This is a genomic window from Caulobacter sp. (assembly GCF_035254145.1).
Taxonomy (GTDB): Bacteria; Pseudomonadota; Alphaproteobacteria; order Caulobacterales; family Caulobacteraceae; genus Caulobacter.
This window is the reverse complement of record NZ_DATFAV010000163.1, coordinates 1-12,063: the sequence shown is the minus strand read 5'-3', so window position 1 is coordinate 12,063 and position 12,063 is coordinate 1. Positions and strand designations below refer to the sequence as shown.

Here is a 12,063-nt window from a genome sequence, read left to right as displayed (position 1 = left end):
CCGCGCTGAGGCACGCGCCCCTGGGCATCGCGATCTTCGACAGCCAGATGCGCTACCTGGCCGCCTCGCGGCAGTACCTGACCGATCAGAACTTGCCCGCCGACCTGCCGCTGATCGGCCGGCGTCACTACGAGGTGTTTCCCGAGGTTCCGCAGAAGTGGCGCGACCTGCACGCCCGCGTCCTGGCCGAAGGGGTCGAGCTGCGCCACGACGGGGACCCTTACGTCACCCGCGACGGCCGCACCGAGTGGATCCGCTGGTCCATGGCGCCCTGGCGCACCGACGCCAATGAAAGCGGCGGGGGCGAGATCGGCGGTCTGGTGCTCTACACCGAGGTGGTCACCGCCAATATCGAAGCCCGCATGAAGCTGGAGGCCGCCGAGGCCCGCTATCGCGCCGTCTTCGACCAGGCCGCCATGGGCGTGGCGCGCCTGACACCGACCGGCGAGATCCTGGAGGCCAACGACAGCTTCTGCGCCCTGCTGCGCCGCGAGCGCGAGGATCTGCTGGGCGTGGCTCTGCAAAGCCTGGCGCATCCCGATTTCCTCGACGCCATGCTGGCCAGCGCCGCCACGCTGTTGTCGGGAGAGCGCGAGACCTGCGCCGCCGAGCGACGCTTCCTGGTTCCGGGCGGCGACATCTGGATCCACCTGACCGCCTCGATGGTGCGCATCGACGGCCAGCCGGCCTACATCCTGGCGATCATCTCGGACATCAGCGCCCGCAAGGAGGCCGAGGACGCCCAGCAGCACTACCAGGCCCAGTTGCGCCTGCTGATCAACGAGCTGAACCACCGAGTGAAGAACACCCTGGCCACGGTGCAGTCGATGGCCGCACAGACCCTTCGCAACGAACCCGATCCCACGGTCGCCTTCGAGAAGTTCGAGGCCCGACTGATGGGCCTGTCGCGGGTGCACGACATCCTGACCCGCGAAAGCTGGCACGGGGCGGAGCTGCGCGAGGTGGCCGAGCGGGCGCTGCAGCCGTTCGACGAGGCCGGAGCGCGGGTCAGCATCGAGGGCCCGCCCGTGCGGTTGCAGCCCGGCGGCGCCCTGACCATGGCGCTCATCCTGCACGAACTGGCCACCAACGCCCTGAAGTACGGCGCCCTGTCCAACGCCCAGGGCCGGGTGCGGCTGGCCTGGACCTACGATCCCGCGACGCGCGCGCTGGAGGTGGCCTGGACCGAGTCCGGCGGCCCGCCCGTCTCGCCGCCCATGCGCAAGGGCTTCGGCTCGCGCCTGATCGAGCGGAGCCTGCGCGGCGAGATGCAGGGCGAAACCACCGTGGACTACCGCCCCGACGGCCTGCGCTGCGTCCTGCGCGCCGGCCTGCCCGAAGCGCCCGAGGGCGGGGTGCTGGCGCCGGGCTAGGGCGCGCTCCGGTCAAGGATTTTAGCTTCAGCATGGCGGCTGCTCCGCGCCCGCGGCGTCATACCCTCCAAGAGACAGCCGGCGCATCCCACCCGCCGGTCTCTTCGCCGGCCGGGAAGTCGTGAGCCCGGCCGGCCGCTTTGCGCCGCCTCCGCGCGCCGGTAGGCTCGCGCCATGACCCTCGCCCGACTCACGCGCCGCTCCGTCTTGACCGCCACTGGGGCCACGCTCTTGACCGGAGCCCTGCCCGCCGCCGCCCGGGCTCGGTCCGAGGACTGGAAGGCCCTGGCCGCCGACGTTCGCTCCGAATTCCAGTGGGCCTGGCGCGGCTATGTCGCCAAGGCCTGGGGCAAGGACGAGATCAATCCGGTCAGCGGGACCTCGCGCTCGTTCTTCATCGAGGGCCACGATCTGGGGCTGTCCTTGGTCGAGGCGCTGGACACCCTGTGGATCATGGGACTGGACGACGAATTCCAGGCCGGCGTCGACTGGGTGAAGACCTCGCTGGACTTCGACGTCGATGGCGAGGCCCAAGTCTTCGAAACCAACATCCGGCTGGTCGGCGGGCTGATCTCGGCGCACCTGGCCTGCGGCGATCCGGTGCTGCTGGCCAAGGCCAGGGACCTGGCCGACCGGCTCCTGAAGGCCTTCGACGCCTCGCCGCACGGCCTGCCGTGGCGCTATGTGAACCTGAAGACCGGCGCCGTGCGCGATCCCGAAACCAACCTGGCCGAGATCGGCACCTACATCACCGAGTTCGGCGTGCTGGGCCAGCTGACCGGCGATCGCCGCTACTTCGACGTCGCCAAGCGGGCCATGAAGCACGCTCTGGACCGGCGCTCGAAGATCGGCCTGATGGCCGCCAACATCGACGCCCGCACCGGCGAATACACCAGCCGCTCGGCCAGCATCGACGTCTATGCCGACAGCTTCTACGAGTATCTCTGGGACGCCTGGGAGCTGTTCGGCGACCAGGATTGCAAGCGTTGGGCGGAGGAATGCGTCGCGGCCCAGCTGGCCCATCAGGCCAAGCGCTATGACGGGCGCCTGTGGTTCCCGATGGTCGACTACGAGACCGGCGCGGTGCTGAACACCGCCCAGAGCGAGCTGGCCGCCTACTATGCCGGACTGCTGGGCCAGGTAGGCCACAAGAAGGAGGGCGACGACTACCTGGCGTCCTTCACCGAGTTGCAGGCGACCTTCGGGATCATTCCGGAGTCGATCGACGTCGCCACCCGCCAGCCGCGCCGCAAGCACACGGGCCTGCGCCCCGAATATGCCGACGCCTGCCTGAACCTGTGGCTGCTCGACCGCGACGAGCGCTACCGCCAGCTGGCGGCGATCCATTATCGCGAGATGAAGGCCACCAGCCGCGCGGCCTATGGCTACACGGCCCTGAAGGACATCACCACCAAGCCGATGACCCAGGGCGACAACTGCCCCGGCTACTGGTGGTCCGAGCAGATGAAGTACTACTACCTGCTGTTCTCCGACACCTCGCGCATCGACTACGCCCAGCTGCAGCTGAGCACCGAGGCCAACGTGCTGCGCGGCTTCAGGAAGGCCTGAACAAAGCTTAATTGGACAACAGTCCCCGACGCCGAGCACTGGAGGGCGAGGCGCTACCGCGCCGTCACACCCGTAAGCCCGAACTGCCGTACGCCTGTCGCGTGAATCGGTCATTTGGCCTGGAGGCGGGGGAGGCCTTCGACCATGCGATTACTCGCTCTTCCGATCACCCTGGCGCTGTGCGCGGCAAGCTTGCCCGCGGCCGCCGTCGGGCTTCGCGATCGTCTCTACGATCCGGGCGGCGGCGTGCTGGTGGTGGCGCACCGCGCCTGCCATCGGGCCGCGCCCAGCCACGGCTTCGAACACGGCGTTCCCGAAAATTCCCTCGCCGCCCTGGAGCGGTGCGTGGCCTTGGGCGTCGATCTGGTCGAGATCGACGTGCGCCGCACGCGCGATGGCCAGCTGGTCGTCATGCACGACGCCAGGGTCGACCGGACCACCGACGGCAAGGGCCGTGTCGCCGACCTGACCCTGGCCGAGATCCAGACCCTGCGCCTGAAGGACGAAGGGCGCGCGGGCGGGAGCGAAGCGCCGCCGACCCTGGAGGCCGTCCTTCAGGCCGCGCGCGGCCGGATCCTGGTCAATGTCGACCTCAAAGGGCCCTACGCCGCCGAAGCCGCCCAGATCGCCCGTCGCGTCGACGCCACCGATTGGGTGCTGTTCAAGGCCAAGGCCCGGTTCGGGGCGCCGCCCCTGGCCGACCAGGCGCCGTATCGCGACCTGCCCTTCATGCCGATGGTCGCGGCCAAGGCCGCCAGGCACGCCGGAGACCTGGGCCGGATCACGGCCCGCCAGGCTTCGGGCGCGCGCCAGATCCCGGCGGTGGAGATGGTGTCGCTCAAGCGCAACGGCTTCACCGCCGTGCGCGACGCCGCCCGGGCCGCCCGCATCCGCGTCTGGACCAACACCCTGGCCAGCAGGGGCTGGCGCGGCGTGCTGGACCAATCCGGCGACCGCAAGGCGCTGCGCGATCCCGACAAGGCCTGGGGCCGCCTGATCAACGAGGGCGTCAGCATCGTCCAGACCGACTATCCGGCCGCCCTGCTGGACTATCTGAACCGCCGCGGCCTGCGGGGCCAGGCCGCTATCGCGGTCGCAGACGCTGGATCGCCGTTTCCAGCTTCGCGCGCCGGCGCGTCCAGGACACGCTGAGCGCGCCGGCCTCGGCCTCCAGGTCGCGCCGCCGCCGCTCGAGCTCGGCTAGCGCGTCGCGGTGCTCGTCCTGCGCGGCCGCCAAGGCGGCCTCCGCCTTGGCCAAGGTCTGCTTGCGCTTCGTCTCGGCGGCGGCGTCCGCCCGACGCGGCTTGGGCTTGGGCAGCTTGTCGACGGCGGACTTGAGGCCGCCCTCGGCCCGGCGGATCACCGCGCCAGGCGCGGCCAGGGCCGCCTTGGCGTCCGGCGTCTCGGGCGCCTCCTGGGCGACGCCTTCTTTGAAGAGATCACGATCGGTCTCCCAGGCCTCCAGCGCCTTGGCGCGCGAGGTCGCCGCCACCGTGTAGCGGTGAAACCCGTCCGACCACGTGAAGACCTTGGGAGCGCGCGCCATGACATGACAACGGGTGGCGTCGCCGGCTCGTTCCAAGCCTCTGAATTTTTGAGAGAATTCAGTCCGTCCTGGTGGCGGGGGGCGGGATCGAACCGCCGACCTGTGGGTTATGAATCCACCGCTCTAACCATCTGAGCTACCCAGCCATAGCCAGGACGGACGGGGGTCATACGCCCAAGCGCGCTTCGCATCAAGCCCGCGGAAGCATTCCATCCAGGGCCGCTTCCAAGCGTCGCGCCAACTGCTCGGGGCCGTATTGACCCAGCACCAGCGCGCGCGCGGCCTCGCCCAGGCGGCGAGCCTCGCCGGGGTCGCCGATCAGTTCGCCCAGCGCCTCGGCCAGGCGGTCGGGGTCGTCCTCGGGGACCAGCCGGCCGTTGACGCCGTCCTTGAGGATCTCCACCGGCCCGTCGATCTCCGAGGCCACGGCCGGAAGGCCCACGGCCATCGCCTCCAGCAGGGTAAGGGGGAAACCTTCCTGATGCGACGGGAAGGCGAAAACGTCGCCGGTGGCCAGGAAGCCGGCGACGTCGTCGGTCCAGCCGACCAGCTTCACGCAGGGATCAAGGTCCAGGGTGCGGATCAGGTCCTCCAGCGCGCCGCGCTCCTCGCCGTCTCCGGCGATCTCGCAGGTGACGTCCAGGTCCCAAGCGCGCAGCTTGCCCACCGCTCGGATCAGCACGTCGAAGCCCTTCTTGGGATGCAGGCGACCGGCGGCGACGATCTTGACCGGCCCCTCCCCCTGGGCGAACGGCGTCGCCCGCGCCGACGGCGGCGTCACGGCGTTGTGCACGACGTGGACATGGTCCGGCGACGCGCCACGCTCGACCGCCAGCCGGGCCAAGTGCTCGCCGACGCACAGGTAGTGGACGCCCGGCGCCACGTCGAAGGCGGGCTTGTGCACGCAGACCGCCTGGATCGTCCCGGGCGGCGCGGCCTTGGCGAACACCCGCGCCGGCCTCTGGCCGTGGCTGAGGATCAGGGCGGGCCGCACGGAACGGACCAGGACCCGCGCGGCGCCGACGGTGATCGGATCCCAGTCGGTGAGGGCCGGCATGGTCGCCAGGGGCGGCGTGCGCCCGGCCGCGGCGGCGGCGACCTTGCCGCCGCGCCGCACCACGCCGACGCAGCGCCCGCCGCGCTTGGCGGCCCACGCCTCGAGGATCGGCTGATAGTCGAGGAAGACCTGCTCCAGGCCGCCCAGCCCCTTGCCCAGCATGGCGTGCAGGATGTCGGTCAAGGCGAGCTCCGGGGAGGCGTTGCGGGCGGGGACCATCGTGGCGCCCGGTCGCGGTGTCAACGCGGGAGCCAGGGTGACGATCCTCCCCCCAGCGGGGGAGGTGTCGGCGCAGTCGACGGAGGGGGAAGTTCCGCCAGCCTCGCCTCTTCCCCTTCGGCGCTTCGCGCCTCCTCCCCCACCGGGGGAGGATTTAAGAAGCCAATCGCCCCGCCACCTCTTCCCCGATCGCCAGCGAGCTGGTCAGGCCGGGGCTCTCGATGCCGAACAGCGCCATCAGGCCTTCCAGGCCATGATCCTCGACGCCGCGCAGCTGGAAGTCGGGCTGCGGCTCGTCGGGGCCGTGCAGCTTGGGCCGCACCCCGGCGTAGTCGGGCGACAAGGCGCCGTCGGGCAGGCCTGGCCAGAACTTGCGGATATAGGCGGCGAAGGCCTCGGCCCGGGCGGGGTCGACCGTATAGTCGGGCGCCGGGACATATTCCAGGTCCGGCCCGAACACCGCCTGGCCGCCGAGATCGTTGCGGTAGTGGGTGCCCAGCGCCCCGTGGATCGGCGGCGGATAGATCAGGCGCTGGAACGGCGCCTTGCCGCTCAGTCGGAAATAGACGCCCTTGCCGTAGTGGGCCTTGGGGATGCGGTCCTTCGGATAGCCGTCGATGCGCCCGGCCACTTCCTGCGACGACAGTCCCGGCGCGGTGACCAGCAGGCGACAGGTGAGCTCGATCGGCTCGGCCCCGCCGACCCGGACCAGAAAACCGCCGTCGGCGATCGGTTCGGCGCCCTCGAACGGGGTCGACAGCACCACCGCCCCGCCGGCCGCCTCGATCTCGCCCTGCAGGGCCAGCATGTAGTCGTGGCTGGCGAACACCCCGCTCTGCGGCGACAGCAGGGCCGCGTGGGCGTTCAGGCCCGGCTCCAGGGCCCGCGCCTGCGCGCCGGTCAGCCGCTCCATGCCCTCGACGTCGTTGGCCAGGGCCTGGTCCCAGATGGCGTCCAGGCGCGGGATCTCGTCCTCGCTGGTGGCCACCACCAGCTTGCCGCAGCGCTTGTAGGCGATCCCGTGCAGGTCGAGGAATGCGTACAGCATCCGCCGCCCCTCAACGCACAGCCGGGCCTTCAGCGAACCGGTCGGATAGTAGAGCCCGCCGTGGATCACCTCGGAATTGCGAGACGAGACGCCCTGGCCGATGTGGGCCTCGGCCTCCAGCACCGCGACGACCAGGCCTCGCTTGGCGAGCGCGTAACCGCAAGCCAGCCCCACGGCCCCTGCCCCCACCACCACGGCGTCAAAATCGAATTCGGTCATTTCAGGGTCGCCGAGTGTTTGACGGCGCGGATACGAGCGCGTCGCTCCGTCACCGTGTAGAATATCATGTAGAAACCATAGGGCACGGCGCGGTTTGGATTGTCATCGGCGATATAGTCGCGCATGCGCAGCAGATCGCGCTGAGCTTCCGCCGAAATGACAAGCTGGCGCTTCACCCGCGAGACGACGTCAGACGCTCTTTCAGACCCGCGCGAAGCGCCTTGAAGAAGTCGTCGGCGTCGGCGTCGGTCGACGGGTCATCCGTCGCCTCCAGCTCGTCCAACAACGCCTCGAGCTTCTCCGAACCGCCGACGATCTCGGCCGCGCGGCGGTAGTTGAGTTCCGCCAGTTCGGCCGCGACGCCTTCGTCCAGCGACGCGAACTCGCCGCGTTCGACCCGCGCCTGGAGATCGGCGGCGTCCTCGGCGCTGATACGCACCGTCACCTGGCTTTGATCGACCAGCTTGTTCATGCCCGGAGCCTATCACGAAGCGCCTCGCGCGCCAGTCGCGCGGAGTCGTGGATTGACAGCGCTAACAGGCCAGGCATGTTCCACCCACGCGACGCTTCGAAGATCGCGCCTCGTCGTACGAGGACCTGGGGGGGGAACATGACCGACGCCACGCCGGCCGCGCCGACGCGCAACCTGCTGATCGACACGCTGCGAGCCTTCGCCCTGATCGGCGTCTACATGGTCCACATGTTCGAGCAGTACGAGATCTACTGGGCCGCGCCGAAAGAGAACCTGACCCACACGATCTTCACCACCTTCTTCATGGGCAAGGCGTTCAGCCTGCTGACCCTGTGCTTCGGGCTCAGCTTCTTCCTGCTGATGGACAAGGCCGATCGGCGAGGGACCGACTTCTCGGGCCGCTTCGCCTGGCGGATGGTGGTGCTGGCCCTGATCGGCCTGGCCCACAGCCTGGTCTATCGCGGCGACATCCTGATGGTGCTGGCGCCGCTGGGCCTGGTGCTGATCCCGTTCCATCGCGTCAACGGCAAGGTGATCCTGGCGGTCGCCGCCGTGCTGCTGGCCCAGCCGTGGCTGCTGTTCCAGATCGCCAGCGCCGCCTCCGGCGCGGCCTGGGCCAACCAGCCGCCGCATCACTATGGCGACACCGGACCGGCCTTCTACCGCACCGCTCCGCTGGGTCAGATGCTGGTCTGGAACGTCTGGCAGGGCCAGAGCTTCAAGTGGTGGTTCTTCATCGAGACCGGGCGGATCTTCCAGATCCTGGCCCTGTTCCTGGTGGGCCTTTGCCTGGGCCGCGCCGGCGTCTTCGACGCGCCCGAGCGGTACGCGCCCCAGCGCCGGGGCGCCCTCCTGGCCCTGATCGCCATCGCCCTGGCCTGTCACTTCGGCGCGGAGCCGCTGGCCGCCCTGGCGCCCGACGCCGCCGCCGCGCCAATGGCCCGCAAGCTGGTCGGAACCCTGCTGGGCGGCTGGTTCGACGTGGCGCTGATGGGCGTCTACGTCCTGCTGATCACCGAGCTCTACATGGGCCCGCTGCGCGCCCCGCTCGAGCGCCTGGCGCCGATGGGCCGCATGACCCTGACCTTCTACGTGCTGCAGTCGCTGATCTGGGTGCCGATCTTCTACGGGTTTGGCCTGGGCGCCTGGAAATGGCTGCCGCAGGGAACGGCGCTGGGACTGGGCCTGGGCTTCCTGGTCGTGCAGGGCGTGGTGGCCACCCTGTGGTTCAAGCGCTTCCACTACGGACCGCTGGAGTGGGTGTGGCGGGCCGCGACCTATGGGACCACGAAGGTGCCGTTCCTGAAGCGGGCCTGACGCGGATCTGACGCGGGCCTGACGCGCCCCTCGCCCCTGAGGCGAAACGTCCGCCGGCTCGCCTTGCAAGCTTGACATTAAGATTCTGTTCATCAACTTTCGCCGACGGGGACCCATTCCGGGTACGTGGCGTCGGGGGATGATCACGAATGAGCGCGGCCACGCCGGCTGTCCCGGCGCGTAACGGCCTGGTCGACACCCTGCGCGGTTTCGCGCTGGTCGGCGTCTTCGTGGCCCACATGTTCGAGCAGTACGAGATCTACTGGGCCGCGCCGCAGGACACCCTGCTGCACAAGCTGGTCGCCACCTTCGTGATGGGCAAGGCGGTCAGCCTGCTGACCCTGTGCTTTGGCCTCAGCTTCTTCATCCTGATGGATCGGGCCGCCAAGCGGGGGATCGACTTCTCGGGACGCTTCGCCTGGCGCATGGCCGTGCTGGTCCTCATCGGCGTGCTGCACGGGGTGCTCTATCGCGGCGATATCCTGATCATCCTGGGCTCGCTGGGCCTGCTGCTGATCCCGTTCTATCGCGCCTCGAACCGCGTGGTGATCGTGCTGGCGGCGGTGATGCTGCTGCAGCCCTGGCAGATGGCCCGGATCGTCCTCTCCGCCACCGGCGCCGACTGGGCCAACCATGCCCCGCTGTTCTTCGGCGACACGGGGCCGGCCTTCTACCGCACGGCCGGCTTGCTGGAGGTGCTGCGCTGGAACGTCACCGACGGCGCGGCGATCAAGACCTCGTGGTTCATCGAGACGGGCCGCGTCTACAGCACGCTCGGCCTGTTCCTGACCGGCATGCTGCTGGGCCGGATCGGCTTCTTCGAGCGGCCCGAACGGTTCACGCGCGCCCGGCGCATCCTGCTGCCGTGCCTGCTGGCGGGCGTCGTGGCCCTGCACTTCGGCCAGGACGCCGTGCAGGCCCTGCTGCCGAGCGCGGCCCAGGCCCCGCTGGCCCAGGCCATGGGCCGGCTGCTGCTGGGCGAGTGGTTCAACGTCGCGGTCATGGGGATCTATGTCCTGACCGCCGTCGAGCTCTATCAGGCCGGCGGCGCGGCGATCATGAGCCGCCTGGCCCCGACCGGCCGCATGACCCTGACGCTCTACATCGTCCAGTCGCTGGTCTGGGTGCCGGTGTTCTACGGCTTCGGCCTGGGCGCCTGGGCCACCCTGCCCCAGGGTCTGAGCCTGGTCATCGCCGCGGCCTATCTGGCCCTTCAGGTCGCCTTCGCCACCGCCTGGTTCCGCCACTTCCACTACGGTCCGCTGGAGTGGGTCTGGCGCGCGGCGACCTACCGGACGCTCGACGTGCCGTTCAGCCGGCGCGCGCCGAAGCCGAAGATCGCGAGCGCCCCCCGCCCCGTTCCGCCGATCGTCGGGCTTCCGCAGGCTTGATCAGCGGTGGCGTTCACACGCCGCCGACGCTCCCCTCCCACTGCGTCCACAGCTTCTCCTCCGCCGCCTTGGCCGTCACGACCGAGGCGTCCTTGATGTGGCCGTAGCCGCGGATCTGCCCAGGAATCTCGGCGATCTTCACGGCCAGCGGCAGACGCTCGGCGGTGAGCCCGGCGACCAGGCGGTCGAGCCCGGCCTCGTAGGCCGCGATCAGGCCGCGCTCCATGCGGCGTTCCTCGGTATGGCCGAAGATGTCGAGGGCGCCGCCGCGCAGGCCCTTCATCTTCGCCATCATCGGGAAGGCCACATCCAGCATCCAGCCGCCGAAGGCGATCTTCTTGGGCTTGCCGTCCGGGCCCTTGGGAGCCAGCAGCGGCGGCGAGAGCCAGACCTTGGCCTTGCCGCCCTTGAAGGTCCCGGCCAGTTCGGCCGCGAACCGGCCGTCGGTGTAGAGGCGGGCGACCTCGTACTCGTCCTTGTAGGCCATCAGCTTGTAGAGGTTCACCGCCGCCGCGCGGGTCAGCGGCAGGGCGCCGTCCGGACCCGAGACGGCGAGTTCGGCGGCGCGGACCTTGGCCACCTTGTCCGCGAACCGCTGGGCGTAGGCGGCGTTCTGGTAGGCGGTCAGCTCGCGGACGCGGTGGGCGATCAGCTCGTCCAGCGGCATGGTCTCGGGCGTGGCGACCTTGTCTTCCTTGACCGCGACCGAAGCCGGGTCATGGGCGACGCGGCGGCCCAGCTCGAAGGCCTGCAGGTTGGCCTCGGCGTCGACGCCGTTCAGCTTGATGGCGCGATAGAGGGCGCGGCTGGAGACGGGGATCACCCCGCGCTGCCAGGCGAAGCCGACCATGATCATGTTGGCGTAGATGGCGTCGCCGAACTGGCTCTCGGCCAGGTGCTGGGCCGGACAGGCGTCGAAGGTCTGGGTCGCCCCCTTGACCCGGCGGGCCATGGCCCCGCTGTCGAAGCGGACGTCGCGGTGGGTCACGAAGTCGGCGGTGGGGGCGAAGTCGCTGTTGCCGAACGCGCGCGTGCGGTCCTTGGCGTAGAGCGACAGGCCCTCGGGCGAGGCGGCCACCAGCAGGTCGCAGGCGATCAGCACATCGGTGCTGGCGGCCGGCACGCGGCCGCCGACGATCGTCTCTTCGGTCTCGCCGATCTTGACGTGGCTGAACACCGAGCCGCCCTTTTGCGCCAGCCCCGTCATGTCCACCACGCTGCCGGAGCGGCCGTCGATGTGGGCGGCCATGGCCAGGATCGAGGCCACGGTCGTCACGCCCGTGCCGCCGACGCCCGTGAACAGGATCTTGCGCACCCCGACCAGCGGCTCGAACTCGGGCAAGGGCGTCGACTCGGCGGTCAGGGCCGCCGGGGTCTTCTTGGACTGGGCGTTTTCGGCGCCCTCCAGCGTGATGAACGAGGGGCAGTAGCCCTCGACGCAGCTGTAGTCCTGATTGCACGAGGACTGGTTGATCTTGCGCTTGCGGCCGAATTCGGTGGCCAACGGCTCGACCGAGACGCAGTTGGACTTCACCGAGCAGTCGCCGCAGCCCTCGCAGACCAGCGGGTTGATGAAGACGCGCTTGGTCGCCTTGGGCATCGACCCGCGCTTGCGGCGGCGGCGCTTTTCAGTGGCGCAGACCTGGTCGTAGAGCAGCACCGTGGTCCCGGGCGTCTCGCGCAGCATCTTCTGCACGCTCATCAGCTCCGAGCGCGGGAAGACCTCGACGCCGGGGGCCAGATCGTTGACGCCCTCGTATCGCTTGGGGTCATCGACGACGACGACGGTCTTCTTGACGCCCTCGGCCGCCAGCTGGCGGGTGATCTGGGCGGGGGTGAAGCCGCTCTCGGC

General features: G+C 69.8%; 11 protein-coding genes and 1 tRNA gene. 5 read left to right on the top strand and 7 right to left on the bottom strand.

Annotation, left to right across the window (positions count from 1 at the left end):
* From VJ655_RS09580 to VJ655_RS09570, 3 genes are all read left to right on the top strand, one after another.
* On the top strand, nt 1-1,373 hold a 1,373-nt coding region (locus tag VJ655_RS09580), incomplete at its 5' end, for a sensor histidine kinase (protein WP_324110837.1).
* 174 nt (nt 1,374-1,547) lie between these two features.
* Entirely contained in the window at nt 1,548-2,942 is a 1,395-nt protein-coding gene (locus VJ655_RS09575) for a glycoside hydrolase family 47 protein (RefSeq protein WP_324110836.1), read from the top strand.
* Nucleotides 2,943-3,086: 144 nt separating this feature from the next.
* On the top strand, nt 3,087-4,094 hold the full coding sequence (locus VJ655_RS09570; RefSeq protein WP_324110835.1) for a glycerophosphodiester phosphodiesterase family protein: 1,008 nt from the start codon (nt 3,087-3,089) through the stop codon (nt 4,092-4,094).
* On the opposite strand, the gene VJ655_RS09565 is transcribed toward VJ655_RS09570, so the two are convergent.
* From VJ655_RS09565 to VJ655_RS09540, 6 genes are all read right to left on the bottom strand, one after another.
* On the bottom strand, nt 4,027-4,488 hold the full coding sequence (locus tag VJ655_RS09565) for a hypothetical protein (RefSeq protein WP_324110834.1): 462 nt from the start codon (nt 4,486-4,488) through the stop codon (nt 4,027-4,029). The genes VJ655_RS09570 and VJ655_RS09565 overlap by 68 nt on opposite strands.
* Nucleotides 4,489-4,557: 69 nt before the next feature.
* Nucleotides 4,558-4,634: transfer RNA gene (locus tag VJ655_RS09560), tRNA-Met, on the bottom strand.
* Between the two features lie 44 nt (nt 4,635-4,678).
* Nucleotides 4,679-5,728: a glycosyltransferase gene (locus tag VJ655_RS09555; RefSeq protein WP_324110833.1), complete on the bottom strand. Its 1,050-nt coding sequence runs from the start codon at nt 5,726-5,728 to the stop codon at nt 4,679-4,681.
* 190 nt (nt 5,729-5,918) lie between these two features.
* A complete protein-coding gene (locus VJ655_RS09550; RefSeq protein ID WP_324110832.1) occupies nt 5,919-7,031 on the bottom strand; it encodes an NAD(P)/FAD-dependent oxidoreductase in 1,113 nt (370 codons plus the stop codon).
* A complete protein-coding gene (locus VJ655_RS09545; protein ID WP_324110831.1) occupies nt 7,028-7,207 on the bottom strand; it encodes a hypothetical protein in 180 nt (59 codons plus the stop codon). The genes VJ655_RS09550 and VJ655_RS09545 overlap by 4 nt, the downstream gene beginning before the upstream one ends.
* Nucleotides 7,204-7,503 (bottom strand): hypothetical protein, encoded by a 300-nt coding sequence (locus tag VJ655_RS09540; RefSeq protein WP_324110830.1) that lies wholly within the window; start codon nt 7,501-7,503, stop codon nt 7,204-7,206. Before VJ655_RS09540 ends, VJ655_RS09545 begins: the two co-directional genes overlap by 4 nt.
* A 138-nt stretch (nt 7,504-7,641) precedes the next feature.
* On the opposite strand from VJ655_RS09540, the gene VJ655_RS09535 reads away from it, so the two are divergent.
* Both VJ655_RS09535 and VJ655_RS09530 read left to right on the top strand, forming a co-directional pair.
* Complete coding sequence (locus VJ655_RS09535) at nt 7,642-8,820, top strand: DUF418 domain-containing protein (protein WP_324110829.1); 1,179 nt, start codon at nt 7,642-7,644, stop codon at nt 8,818-8,820.
* 149 nt (nt 8,821-8,969) lie between these two features.
* A complete protein-coding gene (locus tag VJ655_RS09530) occupies nt 8,970-10,211 on the top strand; it encodes a DUF418 domain-containing protein (RefSeq protein ID WP_324110828.1) in 1,242 nt (413 codons plus the stop codon).
* Between the two features lie 13 nt (nt 10,212-10,224).
* Here VJ655_RS09530 and VJ655_RS09525 read toward each other — a convergent pair.
* Nucleotides 10,225-12,063: DUF6537 domain-containing protein (locus VJ655_RS09525; protein WP_324110827.1), on the bottom strand; the 1,839-nt coding region annotated here is incomplete at its 5' end.